Origin of the sequence: Corallococcus sp. EGB, assembly GCF_019968905.1 — a bacterium.
Taxonomy (GTDB): domain Bacteria; phylum Myxococcota; class Myxococcia; order Myxococcales; family Myxococcaceae; genus Corallococcus.
On sequence record NZ_CP079946.1, the window covers coordinates 8208179 to 8221912 of the forward strand.

At 72.9% G+C, this 13734-nt stretch carries 10 protein-coding genes; 6 read left to right on the forward strand and 4 right to left on the reverse strand.

Going from position 1 to position 13734, the window contains the following annotated elements:
* Positions 1-58: 58 nt before the first annotated feature.
* Entirely contained in the window at positions 59-1381 is a 1323-nt protein-coding gene (locus tag KYK13_RS33430; protein ID WP_223638114.1) for a glycoside hydrolase family 1 protein, read from the forward strand.
* On the opposite strand, the gene dusB is transcribed toward KYK13_RS33430, so the two are convergent.
* A complete protein-coding gene (gene dusB, locus KYK13_RS33435; protein ID WP_223638117.1) occupies positions 1360-2376 on the reverse strand; it encodes a tRNA dihydrouridine synthase DusB in 1017 nt (338 codons plus the stop codon). The two genes, KYK13_RS33430 and dusB, sit on opposite strands and share 22 nt — an antisense overlap.
* A 96-nt stretch (positions 2377-2472) precedes the next feature.
* Here dusB and KYK13_RS33440 point away from each other — a divergent pair, with 96 nt between their 5' ends.
* The 3 genes from KYK13_RS33440 to KYK13_RS33450 all read left to right on the forward strand — a co-directional run bounded on the left by KYK13_RS33440 (position 2473) and on the right by KYK13_RS33450 (position 5364).
* The gene (locus tag KYK13_RS33440; protein WP_223638120.1) at positions 2473-3900 is read left to right on the forward strand and encodes a site-2 protease family protein; all 1428 of its coding nucleotides are present in this window, start codon (positions 2473-2475) and stop codon (positions 3898-3900) included.
* Positions 3901-4012: 112 nt separating this feature from the next.
* Positions 4013-4585 (forward strand): RNA polymerase sigma factor, encoded by a 573-nt coding sequence (locus KYK13_RS33445; protein WP_223646887.1) that lies wholly within the window; start codon positions 4013-4015, stop codon positions 4583-4585.
* Positions 4582-5364: an NrsF family protein gene (locus KYK13_RS33450; RefSeq protein WP_223638122.1), complete on the forward strand. Its 783-nt coding sequence runs from the start codon at positions 4582-4584 to the stop codon at positions 5362-5364. Before KYK13_RS33445 ends, KYK13_RS33450 begins: the two co-directional genes overlap by 4 nt.
* A 19-nt stretch (positions 5365-5383) precedes the next feature.
* On the opposite strand, the gene KYK13_RS33455 is transcribed toward KYK13_RS33450, so the two are convergent.
* Positions 5384-5824 (reverse strand): peroxiredoxin, encoded by a 441-nt coding sequence (locus KYK13_RS33455; RefSeq protein ID WP_223638125.1) that lies wholly within the window; start codon positions 5822-5824, stop codon positions 5384-5386.
* Positions 5825-6001: 177 nt separating this feature from the next.
* Here KYK13_RS33455 and KYK13_RS33460 point away from each other — a divergent pair, with 177 nt between their 5' ends.
* Both KYK13_RS33460 and KYK13_RS33465 read left to right on the forward strand, forming a co-directional pair.
* The gene (locus tag KYK13_RS33460) at positions 6002-8113 is read left to right on the forward strand and encodes a chloride channel protein (RefSeq protein WP_370645204.1); all 2112 of its coding nucleotides are present in this window, start codon (positions 6002-6004) and stop codon (positions 8111-8113) included.
* Positions 8114-8174: 61 nt separating this feature from the next.
* Positions 8175-11735 (forward strand): hypothetical protein, encoded by a 3561-nt coding sequence (locus tag KYK13_RS33465; protein ID WP_223638128.1) that lies wholly within the window; start codon positions 8175-8177, stop codon positions 11733-11735.
* Positions 11736-11834: 99 nt separating this feature from the next.
* Here KYK13_RS33465 and KYK13_RS33470 read toward each other — a convergent pair whose 3' ends face one another.
* Positions 11835-12917 carry a glycosyltransferase gene (locus tag KYK13_RS33470; RefSeq protein WP_223638131.1) on the reverse strand — a complete coding sequence of 361 codons (1083 nt, stop codon included), beginning with the start codon at positions 12915-12917 and terminating at the stop codon, positions 11835-11837.
* Positions 12918-13135: 218 nt separating this feature from the next.
* Positions 13136-13699: a peroxiredoxin gene (locus KYK13_RS33475; protein ID WP_223638134.1), complete on the reverse strand. Its 564-nt coding sequence runs from the start codon at positions 13697-13699 to the stop codon at positions 13136-13138.
* Positions 13700-13734: the final 35 nt, after the last annotated feature.

Genomic DNA, 13734 nt, shown 5'->3' on the forward strand with positions numbered 1-13734 from the left:
CGCGTGCGCGTCGTGTCGCTTTGCGTCCCGGAGGCGGCGGCCTACGGTGCGCGCCCGCATGAGCACCAGCGCGCTGACCTTCCCCGCGTCCTTCACCTTCGGCGTCGCCACGTCCGCGTACCAGGTGGAGGGCGGCATCGAGAACGACTGGTCCCAGTGGGAGCGGCAGGGGAGGCTGAAGGAGCCGCATGCGCGCTGCGGCCGCGCGGTGGACCACTGGCACCGGTACCCGGAGGACTACGCGCTGGCGAAGGCGGTGGGGGCCACGGCGTTCCGGCTGTCGCTGGAGTGGGCGCGCATCGAGCCCGAGCGCGGCCGGTTCGACGAGGCCGCGCTGGAGGCCTACCGCGAGCGGCTCTTGCGGCTGCGCGCCCTGGGCTTGCGGCCGGTGGTGACGCTGCATCACTTCACCCATCCCACGTGGTTCCACGCGTCCACGCCCTGGCACCTTCCGGAGAGCCTGGAGGCCTTCCGCCAGTATGTGCGCCGGTGCGCCCCCCTGTTGGAGGGGCTGGACGCGCTCATCATCACCTTGAACGAACCGATGGTCCTCTTGTTGGGCGGCTACCTCCAGGGAGTGATGCCGCCGGGCATCGCGGACGGGGGGAAGATGATGGCCGCGCTCGCCAACCTGGTGCGGGCGCACGTCATCGCGCGCGAGGAGCTGGGGCAGCGGCTGGGCCGGGTGGAGCTGGGCATCTCCCAGAACATGCTCGCGTTCGCGCCGGACCGCGCGTGGCATCCCCTGGACCGCCTGCTGGTGCGGTGGGCGGCCCCCGCCTACAACCACGCGTTCCACGAGGCGCTGTCCACCGGCCGCCTGCGCGTGTTCATGCCGGGCGTGGCGTCCACGAACGTGCACATCGAGGGGGCGCGCGACTCGGTGGAGTTCGTGGGCGTCAACTACTACACGCGCGCGCACCTGCGCTTCATCCCGCGTCCGCCGTTCATCGACTTCAAGTACCGCGACCCGGAGGGGCGCGGGCTCACCGACATCGGGTGGGAGCAGCGGCCCGAGGGCTTCCTCCAGCTCCTCCAGGAGGTGAAGCGCTACGGCAAGCCGGTGTGGGTCACGGAGAACGGCATCGACGACCGTAAGGGGACGGTGCGGCCGGAGTACATCCATGCGCACCTGCGCCAGGTGCTGACCGCGCGCGAGGCGGGCGTGGACGTGCAGGGCTACCTCTATTGGAGCCTGCTGGACAACTTCGAGTGGCTGGAAGGCTGGGGCCCGCGCTTCGGCCTCTACCACGTCGACTTCGACACGCTGGAGCGCCGCCCCACCCCGGCGTGCGACTACTTCCGCGCGGTGGCCACCGGGCGCGTGCTGGTGCCGCCGGCCTCCGTCGTGGCCGGCGCTCAGCCCAGCGCCGCGCGGTAGTCCACCTCCGGCGGCTCCTCCAGGAGGGCCGTGGGGTCGGTGTCCGCGCCCGCGAAGAAGCGGCGCACGCTGTCCTCCACCGCCTGCGGCGAGTCCAGCTGGTTCACCTCCGAGCGGAAGTGCGCCGCGCCCTTCAGGCCGTGGGCGTACCAGGCCAGGTGGCGGCGGAAGGAGCGCACCGCGCCCAAGGCGTCCCCGACGAACTCCGCGTGGCCGCGGGCGTGCTCCAGCACCAGCTCGCAGCGCTCCTCCGGCGTGGCGGGCGGGCCGCCCCGCAGCTCCCGGAAGAGCCACGGGTTGCCCAGCGCGCCCCGGCCAATCATCACGAAGTCGCAGCCGGTGCTGTCCAGCATGCGGTGGGCGTCCGCCACCGTCCTCACGTCGCCGTTGCCCATGATGGGCAGCTCCGGGAAGTGGCGCTTCAGGTCCGCGATGTGGGCCCAGTTCGCCTGGCCCGAGTAGCCCTGCTCGCGCGTGCGCGGGTGCAGCGCGAGCCCCGCGCACCCCGCCTCCTGGAGGGCCTCCGCCACCTGGAGGTAGTTGAGCGTGCGCGCGTCCCAGCCCGAGCGGATTTTACAGGTGACCGGCAGGCCCGTTGCCTCCCGGATGGCGCGGACGATGGCGGCGGCGCGGGGCACGTCGCACAAGAGGCCGCTGCCGGCGCCGTTGCGCACCACCTTCTTCACCGGGCAGCCCATGTTGATGTCGATGAGCTGCGCGCCCGCGGCCTTGCCCACCTGCGCGGCCCGGGCCATGGCCTCCGGTTCGCCGCCGAAAATCTGCAGCGAGTAGGGCTTCTCCACCTCTGGGTCGTAGCGCAGGTACTTGAGGGTGCGCTGGTTCTGCCGCATCAGCCCCTGGGCGCTGACCAGCTCCGTGGGGCAGAGCGCCGCGCCCAGGCGGAAGGCGATGACGCGGAAGGGACGCTCGCTCACGCCGGCCATGGGCGCGAGGATGTAGGGGTTGGGGAGCGTGTAGGGACCCAGCTTCAGCATGGCGTGAGGACACCCTATACCCGGCGGGGAACAGAAGCGCGCGGACCATGAGAACGGCCCTGCGCGGGTGGGGACCAACGATTATGGTCCTCCGCCATGTTCCGTTTCAGGCTCGGGAGCGTCCCCGTCCAGGTCCATACCAGTCACCTGCTCTTCTCCGCGGTGTTCGCCTTCCAGTCCCGCCCGCTGCCGGGGCGTCACTCGGGAGCCGGGTGGCTGGGGGACCAGCTGGTCGACCCTTCGTCGCCCGGGCACGTGGGCGCCCTGGTGGCCTTCGTGCTGGCGTGGATGTTCATCATCTTCGTGTCGGTGCTCGTCCACGAGCTGGGGCACGCGGTGGCCTTCCGCTTCTTCGGCTACCGGCCGAGCGTGGACCTGGTCTTCATGGGCGGCGTCACCCGGCCCAACACGGACGCGCCGCTGCCCTGGCACAAGGACGTGGTGAGCAGCTTCGCGGGGCCGCTGGCGGGGCTGACGCTGGGCGTCCTGTGCTGGGCGGTGCTGATGCAGGTGCGGGGCCGCTCGGAGATGGCGGACTTCTTCCTGGGCAACTTCTTCTTCGCCAACATGGTGTGGGCGGTGCTGAACCTGCTGCCGGTGCCGCCCCTGGACGGCGGGCACATCAGCACGGCGCTGGCGACGCGGATGTTCGGGCGGCGGGGCTTCATCGTGTCGCACGTGCTGGCGCTGGGGCTGTGCGTGGGCGTGGTGCTGCTCAGCATCCGGACCGGGGCGCTGTTCATGGGCGTGCTCTTCGCCATGTTCGGCTTCCAGGCGTTCCGCGTGCTGGCGGACGTGATGCGCGCGCGCAACGCGGCGAAGGAGGAGGAGGGCCCCCTCGCCCAGGCCCTGCGCGAGGCGCAGCAGGCGCTGCGCGAGGACCGGCTGGACGACGCGTGGCGGCAGGGCACCCGGCTCCTGGAGACCGAGGGCCTGTCCCCCAACCTCACCAGCCGGGCGCACTATCTCCTGGGCTGGGTGGCGCTGAAGCAGGGCCACGGGCGGCCCGCGCTGGACCACTTCTCCCAGGTGCAGGGCCAGCCGGTGGAGATGCACGCGGTGGCGGCGGCGTTCTCGCTGGTGGGGGATGACGCCCGGGCGGTGGGCTACTGGAAGCAGGCGTGGGCCGAGTCGCAGGACCGCACCGTGATGCACGAGTACGCGGGAGCGCTCATCCGGCTGGGCCAGGTGAACGAGGCGCTGCGGCTGCCCGGCGCGGACCCGGCGGCCGCGTTCCGGTGCGCGGAGCGGGCGCTGTTCATCCGGGGCGCCTATTCGGAGGCCGCGGCGGTGAGCGAGGCCGCCCTTCGCCACGTGCCCGACCCGGGCATCGCGTACGACGCGGCGTGCGCCTTCGCTCGCGCGGGCAACGTGCCGGACGCGGTGCGCCTGCTCCAGCGGGCGGAAGGGCTGGGCTTCCGGGACGCGGCCTATGCCGCCTCCGACGAGGACCTGGCGCACCTGCACGGCCACCCCGCCTTCGAGCAGTGGCTGGCTCGGCTGCGGCCGGCCGCCTCGCCCTGACGGGGCGACTTTCTCCCTCGCGGCGGCCGGGGGGGGCCTAAAATCCCCCCTGTCCGTGAGCCCCTCGTCACCTCCCGTGAAACCTGATGCCGCGCCCGTGCGTACCGGAGAGATGCCGGTGTCCTCGGGAGCTTCCGGCGACTCGGACGAGGTGCTGATGGAGCGGTTCCGCCAGGGAGACGCGCAGGCGTTCGACGCGCTCTTCCAGCGCTACGCGCGCCCCGTCCAGGGCTACCTGGCGCGCCTCACCGGCAGCCCCTCCACCGCCGAGGACCTGGCCCAGCTCACCTTCCTGTCCCTGGTGCGCGCGCGGGGCCGCTACCAGGCGGGCGCCCGCGTCCGTCCGTGGCTGTACGCCATCGCCACCAACGCCGCGCGGGACCATGCCCGCCGCCACCGCCGCCCGGAGGACCTCACGCCCGAGGGCGAGCTGCCCGTCACCGTCGCGGCGGACACGCCGGAGCCGCGCGACGTGGGACTGGAGCGCGCGGTGCAACACGCCCTGGCGCAGCTGCCCGAAGGCCAGCGGCTGCCCATCCTCATGCACCGCTTCGAGGGCATGGGCTTCGCTGAAATCGCCGAGGCCCTGGGCCTCACCGAGAGCGCGGTGAAGGTCCGCGCCCACCGGGGCTACGCGCGCCTGCGCGAGCTGCTCGCCCCGCTCCAGGAGGAGACATCGCGATGACGCCCGAGTGTGAGCGCGTCCTGGACCAGATGGACGGCCCGTTGCCTCCGGACCTGGCGTCGCACGCGGCGGGCTGCGCGGACTGCCGCGCCCTGCTGGCGGGCTTCCATGCCCTGGGGCCTCCCGCCTCCGTCCCCTCCCCCACCCCCGTTGACGAAGCGCGGCTGGAGCAGACGCGGCGCCAGTCGCTGACGGAGCTGGCCGCACGGCCCCGGCCCACGCCGTGGTGGAAGGAGGTGGCGGTGCTGCTCGCCACCTATCTGGTGGTGGGCGTCCTGGGCCTGTTCGTGGTGGGCCGGCACGGGATGATGCTCAACGCCGCGTCGCCGTGGGCGGTGGCGCTGGTGGCGCTGCTCATCGTCGTGGGCGTGGGCGGGGGGGCGATGGTGGCCCTGGCGCCGATGCGGCGCGCCTGGCCCTTCACGCTCGTGGCCTCGGGCGCGCTCGTCGTGGCGCTGGCGCAGCTGACGGGACGCTCGGGGGTCCAGGCGCGGCCGTTCCTCGCGGGAACCCTGGGGTGCATGGGCGCGGAGGTGGCCCTGTCGGTGGTGCCGTTGGCGCTGGCGCTCGTCCTCCTGTGCCGCTCCGCCTTCCAGCCCGTGCGGGCGCTGGCGGCGGGCCTGTCCTCCGCGGGGGTGAGCCTGCTGGTGCTGCACGTGCACTGCCCGGACGGCAGCGCGGGCCACCTGATGCTCGGGCACGTGCTGCCGTGGCTCGTGCTGGCGGGCGTGGCGGTGTTCATCCGCTCGCGCCTGCCGTCCCGCTCGTTCGCGCCTTGAGGCCAGGGCGCGCGGCGTCCTACTGGAGCCGCGACAGCGCTTCCTGGGGGAAGGCGCGCGCGTCCACCTTCGCGTGCCACTCCTTGATGCGGCCGTCCGGCCCGATGACCACGCCCACGCGGCGCGCGTTGGGGGCCGAGGCGTCATCCGCGGCGCCGTAGGCCAGCCCCACCTTGCGGTCCACGTCGCACAGGAGCGGGAAGTTGAAGCCGAACTTCTCGGAGAAGGCCTTGTTCTCCGCGGGTGTGTCGAAGCTGATACCCAGGATGGCGGTGCCCTTCGCCTCGTACTGGGGCTTGTGGTCGCGGAAGGAGCAGCCCTCCGCGGTGCATCCCGGCGTGTCCGCCTTCGGGTAGAACCAGAGCACCACGTTCTTGCCCCGGTAGTCCGACAGGCGGTGCGTCTTTCCCGCCGAGTCCTGCACGGTGAACTCCGGCGCGACGTCTCCCGGCTTGAGCATGTGCGATGCCTCCTTCATCGGGTGGAAACCAGGGGCGTCGTAGCACGCTCCGGGGGCAAGGGGCCGGGCACCGCTCGGCGGATGTGTGGAGTGGAGTGCAAGCGGACAAGGCGCGCGTCACACCTCCATCAAGAGGCTTGAAACCCACCGGCGTCCTCCGTTTAGTAGGTGTACCAAATGAATGACTCCGACGAACCTCCGCCTGCCCAAGTGCAGCGGATGGCCGCGCTCAGCCTCTGGGCGCGTCAGAACCTTTCACGCCTCATCTACTTCCTTTTGGGTGCGTCCAACCGCATCCGCCTGCCCAGCCCCTCGGTGTTGCCCATCGCGGGCGCGGTGGTGGGGCTCTACAGCGGCCTCGCCGCGGGCATCTTCTCCAACCTCATTGGCGTGATGAGCGGCATCACGTTCAGCGCCGCGGAGCTGGCGGCGACGCTGAAGCCGCAGCGGCTGCACACGCTGATGGAGTCGCTCGCGTCCGCGCGCTGGCACCTGGAATACGCGCTGGTGGGCGTGCCGCTGGCGCTGGGGGCGCTGCTGCTGGCGCGGGTGATTGATCCCGGCGGCCCGCGCGACGAGGTGAAGCGCCGCCTGCGCCTGTTGGCGCTGCTGACGCTGGGCGCGCTGTCGCTCTACTACCCGCTGGTGGGCCTGGCGGCGGTGAACGCCGTGTTCGGCCACTCACACAACATGCCCGCGGCGCTGCCGCACCTGCCCTGGTGGCTGGTGCTGCTCGCGCCCACGGTGGGCGGCCTGGCGGTGGGGCGGCTCCTGCGCGACCGGCCGGAGACGCACGGCCACGGCCTGCCGGAGGTGGTGCGCGCGGTGAAGAGCGGCGCCAACGTGGTGCCGGCGGACCGCGGGTTGCTCAAGCTCATCGCGTCCGCCATCACCATTGGCAGCGGCGGGTCCGCGGGCCGCGAGGGCCCCATCGTCTATGGCGGCGCGGCGTTCGCGTCCAGCGTGGGGCGCGTGCTGGGCTTCAGCCGCAAGGAGCTGTCCATCCTGCTGGCGTGCGGCGCGGGCGCGGGCATCTCCGCGTCCTTCAACGCGCCCATCGCGGGCGCGGTGTTCGCGATGGAGATCATCCTGCGCGAGTTCGAGCTGCGGGTGTTCTCCCCCATCATCCTGGCGAGCGTGGCGGGCACGCTGGTGAGCCGGGGCGTGCTGGACGAGGCGCCCATGATCCACCGGGTGAACTACGAGCTGGTCAGCGGCTCGGAGGTGTTCGCGTACGCGGCGCTGGGCATCGGGTGCGGGCTGCTCGCGTTCGCGTTCGTGAAGCTCCTGCACGGGGTGGAGCACTTCTTCCACGGCAGCATGGGCGGCCGTCTGTCCCCGTGGCTGGGGAGGAAGCCGCTGCCGGTGCGCGCCGCGCTGGGTGGCCTGTGCACGGGTCTGCTCGTGTTCCTGAGCCCCACGGTGTGGGGCAGCGGGCACGACTACATCAACCTGGCGGCGGCGGGCCAGCTGCCCTTCTACTTCATGCTGACGGCGTGCGTGCTGAAGCTCGTGGCCACGTCGCTCACCATTGGTTCTGGCGGGTCCGGCGGCACGTTCTTCCCGGCGGCGCTCATTGGCGCCATGGCGGGCGGCGCGTTCGGCACGCTGGTGCACTACTTCTTCCCGCTCGCCACCGGGCCCAGCGGGGCGTACGCCATCGTGGGCATGGGCGGCGCGGTGGCGGCGCTCACGCGCGGCCCGCTCACCGGCATGATGATGCTGTACGAGCTGAGCGGCAGCCACGAGATCATCCTGCCGCTGATGGTCACGTGCACCATCGCGTCCGCGCTGTGCCACTACCTCACGGAGCGCACCGCGCCCAAGGTGCAGAGCGACGAGGACCTGCTGGCCGCCACGCATGTGCGCGCCCTGATGACGGAGGTGCCGGCGGTGCCCGCGGGCACGCCGCTGCGCGCGCTGACGGACCAGCTGCTCACCTCAGAGGCCGGCACGCTGCCGGTGCTGGACACCGAGGGCAACCTCTACGGCACGGTGCAGGTGGAGCAGCTGCGCGAGGTGTGGCGCGACGAGTCCATGTACCCGCTGCTCGTGGCCAGCGACATGGCGCGCAAGCTGCCGGCGCTGGCGCCGGACTCGGACCTGGCGCATGCGCTCCGGGTGATGGACCAGGAGGACGTGGACGCCCTGCCGGTGGCCCCCGTGCTGGGGCTGGCGCCATGCGGGCTCATCACCCGCGCCGCGGTCCGGCGCTTCCTCTTCGCGCAGCACACGCGCGCGCACTCGACGGGCAGCTACCCCATCACGCCCACCGAGGCGACGCACTGAGCCACGGAGCGGCAGGAGTGGGTCTGTCAGGAATCCCGGGGAGCGGGCATCCTTGGGCGCCATGTCCGAACCCGCCCTGTCCGCCCTGCGCTCCGAGCTGAACGCCACCTTCCACGATGCCCGGGTGCGCCGCATGGTGGAGCTGGGCCGGAAGGCGCGGACGGACCCGGAGGCGCAGGCGCAGCTGGACGCGCTGGCCCGGGGGGATGCCTTCGAACGGCGGCTGGCCCTGGCGGCCCAGTTCACGCGCCGGGATGGCGCGGCGGTGCTGAAGGCCACGGCGGATGAATCCTCGCGCGTGCGCGCGCTGGCGTTCGAGCTGGTGGCGCTGGCCTGTGACGACGCCCAGGCGCTGGAGGCGCTGCGGATGGCGCACGGCATGCGCCGCGAGCAGCACGTGCTGCGCCAGTTGGTGAGGCAGCGGCGCTCCCCGGTCATCGACGCGTTCCTCGACGGGCTGGCGGAGCGGGGAGCCCCCGCTACCTTCGCGGACACGGTGCCCCTGGCCTCCGAGGCGGGCCTGCGCAAGCATCTGGCGCGGGCGCTGGAGCGGCCCAGCCACCGATTCTGGGCGCGGCTGGCGCGGCGTGCGCCCGCGGTGCTGGGCGAGCTCCTGCTGGAGCAACTGCGCGCGGTGCCCGGCGAGCCGGACCCCGTCACCCGGCAGCATCTGGCGTGGGGGCTGGCGTGGCTGTCGGACCGGACGCCCGACCTCGCGGAGACGCTGCTGACGCTGCTGCTGGAACGAGGCATCCCGCCGCTCGAATATCCCCTGCGGTCGCTGGTACGGCAGCGCCCCGTGCGCATGGTGGCGCTCCTGCGTCAGCACCCCACGGTGGCCCTCCCCCATCTGCTGTTCGCGAAGTCCCTGGCGTCGCTGGACGCCGGGTCCCTGACGTGGATCGTCCAGCGCGACCCGACGCTGCTAGGCAGCGCGGAGGACGTGCTGGAGTACCTGCCGGAGTCGCTGCACGCGACGCTCACCGAGGCCTGGGCCGCGTCCGTGAAGCGCGCCCCCGCCTGGGGCACGAAGCTCATCGCCCGTATCGCGGACCCGGCCGTGCGAGAGAGCGTCTACGCGCGCTGGACGGTGGGGGCACGCAACAACAGGGGCATCATCGCGCTGGACTCCGTGCGGCACCTTCCCATGGACCTGCGCGAGCGGGAGGCGCGCCGGCACCTGCATGAGGTGATGGAGCTGCACACCCGCGCCGAGAAGCGCATCGCCTACGCGCGCTACCTGCCGTGGAGCGAGGCGCTGGAGGTGCTCCGGGCCGAGATGGGCCACCCGGACGCCGGCATGCGCGGCGCGGCGCTGAGCGCCCTGCTGGCCCTGCCCGGGCTGCGCCCGGACGAGCCCGCGTGCGTGGCGCCCGCGCTGGCGGTGGTGCTGGCCCGGAAGAACGAACAGGACCCGGTGCGAGGGCTGATGTTGCAGGCGCTGGCGGACTGGCCCCGGCGGATGTGGCGCGCCGAGCACACCGAGGCGCTGGGCCGGGTGCTGCGCGACGCGCTGGATGCCGCGGACCTGTCGATGCCCACGGCGCAGGCGGCGGAGCGGCTGCTGGTGCGGGCCTTCCGCGCGGACGCGGCGTGGGGCGCCCAGTGGCTGGGCACCTTCCTCAAGGAGCGCGGGCGCGTCCAGGACGGAGGGCTGGGGCACCGGTTGACGGACGACGAGGTGCGCCACGCCGCACCGTACCTGCTGAAGATGGCGAAGGTCTGGGCGGAGCGCGAGCGCGGGGGCCCCCTGCTCCAGCTGGCGGCGAGCCTGGGCAAGCGCGCGGCGCTGGTGCCCGGCCTGTCGGACTGGCTCGTCTCCGTGCGTGACACCACCCCCCAGGTGAGGCTGTCGCTCGCCCTGACGCAGTGGCTGTCGCGGGAGGACCGGCCCCGCTACGAGGCAACGCTCGCGGGCGTGCTCCGGCACTGGAGGGACCGGGGCTGGGGCGACGAGGTCGTGACACTTGCGGCTTCCGAGCAGCGGGGGATGCCCCTGCACCGGGAGCTGGTGGAGGAGTTGGAGCGGATGGCGCTGCGACAGGGCAAGGCGTACGCGGTCGCCCTGGAGGTCCTGCGCCACCGCGCCTGGAGGGACTTCGACCGGCTGCTGCCCGAGCTGCTCAAGCGGGACGAGAGCGTCATCGCCATTTCGGTGGTGCGCGACTACCTGCACCGGCGGCGGCAGGACCTGCTGGGGCCCTACCTGGACGCGCCGGTCATCACGGGCCGGTTCGCCACCGGGGCGACGCACTGGATCCTCCCCTTCTCCTCCGGCTTCTTCCGATGGACGACCGAACAGAGCCAGGCGTATTCGCGCGCGCTCGCGAGGCTGTGCGAGGACATGGAGCGGGACACGCCCACGCTGCTGGAGGCGGTGACGCGGATGGCGGCGCTGGACTGGGCGCCCATGGACGCGCTGCTCGCGCTGGCGGACGACAAGCGGCCCGCGGTGCAGGAGCGGGCCCTGCGGGTGATGGCGCGGTGCGACCAGGGCCAGGGGGTGCCCGCGCTGCTGCGGGCCCTGGAGGATTCGCGCGCGCGCATCGCCATCTACGGGCTGCGCCGCGCGTTCAACGGGATGCCCGTCACGCGGGTGCTGTCGCTGCTGGCGGAGGTGCCGCTGACCAAGGTCACGGTGGCCAAGGAGGTGGTGCGCCTGTTGGGCGAGCTGCGCTCGGACGCGGGCTATGAGCGGCTGCTGGAGCTGGACGCGAAGCCGCTGCACCGCGACGTGCGCATCGCGCTGTTGCGCGCGCTGTGGGACCACCTGGACCGCGAGCCCACGTGGGCGGTGTTCGAGCGCGCCGTCACCGGCGAGGACGCCATCATGGCGTCGCGTGTGGGGGACATTCCGGCGGACCGGCTGACGGAGGCGCTGGATGGGCGGCTGTCCGCGCTGCTCGCGAAGGTGCTGGCGCGGCCGGAGCCGGATGCGCGCATCGACCTGCTGCGGCGCGCGGCGTGGCTGCCCGTGAAGGACCGGGAGCGCGTGTTCCTCGCCGCGTGTGGCGCGCGGCTGGCCTCGCCCTATGACGACGAGGTGCGCGCGGCGATGGGGGCGCTGGTGTACCGCGCCGACGAGCGTGACGTGACGCTGCTGGAGCGGATGCTGGAGGCGGTGGTGGAGGACCGGCGCGCGCTGAGCGTGGCGCTGGACGCGCTGCTTCAGCCCCGGGAGCGGATGCGGCCCGTGCCCCTGCTCGCGGTGCAGGGCCTGGTGACGGGGCTCCTGACGAAGGACCCGCGCCTGGCGACGCTGCGCGTGCGTTGCGCGGTGGTGGCCCTCGCGCCGCCGGCCTTCGCGAGCCACCTGGATACGATGGGCCGGGAGGGCTGGCTCCACGCGGATGCGCTGATGGCGGCACAGGTGGCGGTGTCCAGCCTGAATGTGGGGACGATGGACGACGTCGGCCGGCGTCTGGCGCGGAGCCCCAGTCCGGAGGCCCGGCGCGTGGCCCTGCACTGCCTGGTGCGCGACGCAGGAGAGGGGCGCGGGTGGACGGAAGAGCGGCTGGCGATGCTCGCTGCGTTCCAGCGCGATGTCTCGCCGCTGGTGGCCGGGGCCGCGCAGTTCGTGTTCCCGCCGCGCGAAATGGTGAAGGCCCCTGAGGGGGCGTAGGCCCGGGGCGCGATGCTCCAAAACCTGTCCGACTGTCGGACAGGTTTGTGCGGTGCGCTGCCGACAGGGGGGCCCGTCCGTCTTGCCGGCCCCTGAGGCTCAGTTCAGCGAGCGCACCGGGGCCAGCCACGCGACTCCACGCTCCGCCTCGCTCACGTACTGCTCCAACAGCTTTGCGCGGTGGGCCACGGTGTGTTCGGCCAGGACCCTCGCTCGGGCGCGCATGCCCAGCTGGCGCCGTTCCGCTTCCGGCATCGCGAGCAGGTAGCGCAGCACGTCCCTCTCCGTGCGGGCGACCATCACCTCCTCGCCCAGCGAGAAGATGTCCTCCAGGCCCGGCCACGTGTCGCAGATGAGCGCCGCGCCCCAGGCCGCGGCCTCGAAGAGGCCCGCGCCCGGCGTGTGCTCCGCCCGGGAGAGGGCCAGCGTGAAGCGCTGCGCCCCCAGGAAGCCCGTGTGCTCCTGGAGCGACGGCGGCGCCTGCCTCTCCACGTTGGCGGGCCACGCGTCATCCACCGCCGACAGCGTCCCCGCGAGGACGAAGCGGCCCTCGGGCCAGCCTCGCGCGGCGCCCAGCAACCATTGCTTCAGCAGGCTCCGCCGCTCCGGCGACAACGGCCCCAGGTGCCCCAGGTCCCAACGCGTCCTCCCGCTTCCGGGCGCGACGTGCTCCACGTCCACTCCCGGCAGGAAGACGCGCACCCGGGGCACGCCCCACTCGCGCTCGATCCGACGGGGCACCGGGCCTCCACTGGAGGCGAGATAGAGCCGGTAGCCCGCGAGCAGGTCCGGCGTCAGACAGCCCGGGTCCTCGCGCAGGGCATGCCGCGCCAGCGTCCGAGGCGTGTCCCGGTCCCAGAAGACGGTGAGCCCACCCGCCGCGCTCGTGGCCCAGCGACTCACGTCCGCGACCTGCGGCACCTCCGCGTCCACCATCACCAGGTCCGCACGGCGCACCCGTGAATGGAACCGCGCGTGGAGGTCCGTGAGGTCCTGGTACGGCGCGACGTCGGAGCGCTTGAGGTCAGTCCCCTCCTCGATGCAGGCCCCGGGCGCCGCGCGCTCCAGGAGCAGGACCGTGTGGCCGCGCCGCCGGAGCGCCTGCGCGAGCTGACGTGGGGCGTTGCCTTCGCGGGCCTCGGGGGTGGGCCGACACGTGGGGCCCAGCAAGACGATGTCCATCCACGCGGGCCTCCTCACGCCCCCCGCCCGGCGGAGGGAGGATGCTCCGCGCGCGGCACGCCCCAGGGCTATCGCTTCCGCTCGGGGGCGGACAAGCCAGCAGCCCCCGTGCCGCGTGAACTCCTCAACGGCTCGGCCCGCGTCCAGCCCGCCCGTGCCACGAGGACGTCCGCGAGTGGACCGTGCCCCCGTCCCTTCATCCGGGGGCCGCATCGCGACTACTTCGTCGCGGGCGCGGCCTGGGTGGGCGGCGTGGTGCCCGCCGGAGCCGCGGTGGGCTTCGCCTCTGCGCCGCCCTTGCGCAGAGGGCACGCGGCGATGGCGCCCGTGGGGTCGATGGCGTCCTTGCCCTCGCTCACCTTGAGCACCTTGCGGTCCTCGCCCACGACGAACGTGTAGCGCTTGGACACCGTCACCACCGGCATCTTCACGTCGTACGCGCCCACGACCTTGCCGTCCGGGTCCGGGATGAACGCGAAGGGCGCCTTCAGCTCCGTCTTGAAGCGCGTCAGCGTCTCCGCGTCGTCCGTGGAGAAGGCCAGCACCTGGCCCTGCGCCTGCTCGACGTCCTTGTAGCGCTCACGGTACGCGGTCAGCTCCTTCGTGCAGCCGCCGGTGAACGCCTTGGGGAAGAAGGCCACGATGACGGGCCCCTTCTTCACCATCTCCGACAGCGTGTAGGTCGTCCCCGCGGTGTCCTTCACCGTGAAGTCCGGGGCGGTGTCGCCCACCTGGGGAATCGCTGCGCTGAGCCATCCGACGACGAGCAGGGAGTTGAGCATGCCCGGGACTTAACGGGCCCCTGTCACCGCGACAA

What these genes read in the sequence shown, in the direction of transcription:
- KYK13_RS33445 (WP_223646887.1), top strand. Translation starts at nt 4,013, where the DNA reads ATGCCGGTGTCCTCGGGAGCTTCCGGCGACTCGGACGAGGTGCTGATG.
- KYK13_RS33450 (WP_223638122.1), top strand. Translation starts at nt 4,582, where the DNA reads ATGACGCCCGAGTGTGAGCGCGTCCTGGACCAGATGGACGGCCCGTTG.
- KYK13_RS33465 (WP_223638128.1), top strand. Translation starts at nt 8,175, where the DNA reads ATGTCCGAACCCGCCCTGTCCGCCCTGCGCTCCGAGCTGAACGCCACC.
- KYK13_RS33470 (WP_223638131.1), bottom strand. Translation starts at nt 12,917, where the DNA reads ATGGACATCGTCTTGCTGGGCCCCACGTGTCGGCCCACCCCCGAGGCC.
- KYK13_RS33475 (WP_223638134.1), bottom strand. Translation starts at nt 13,699, where the DNA reads ATGCTCAACTCCCTGCTCGTCGTCGGATGGCTCAGCGCAGCGATTCCC.
- KYK13_RS33460 (WP_370645204.1), top strand. Translation starts at nt 6,002, where the DNA reads ATGAATGACTCCGACGAACCTCCGCCTGCCCAAGTGCAGCGGATGGCC.
- KYK13_RS33440 (WP_223638120.1), top strand. Translation starts at nt 2,473, where the DNA reads ATGTTCCGTTTCAGGCTCGGGAGCGTCCCCGTCCAGGTCCATACCAGT.
- dusB (WP_223638117.1), bottom strand. Translation starts at nt 2,376, where the DNA reads ATGCTGAAGCTGGGTCCCTACACGCTCCCCAACCCCTACATCCTCGCG.
- KYK13_RS33455 (WP_223638125.1), bottom strand. Translation starts at nt 5,824, where the DNA reads ATGCTCAAGCCGGGAGACGTCGCGCCGGAGTTCACCGTGCAGGACTCG.
- KYK13_RS33430 (WP_223638114.1), top strand. Translation starts at nt 59, where the DNA reads ATGAGCACCAGCGCGCTGACCTTCCCCGCGTCCTTCACCTTCGGCGTC.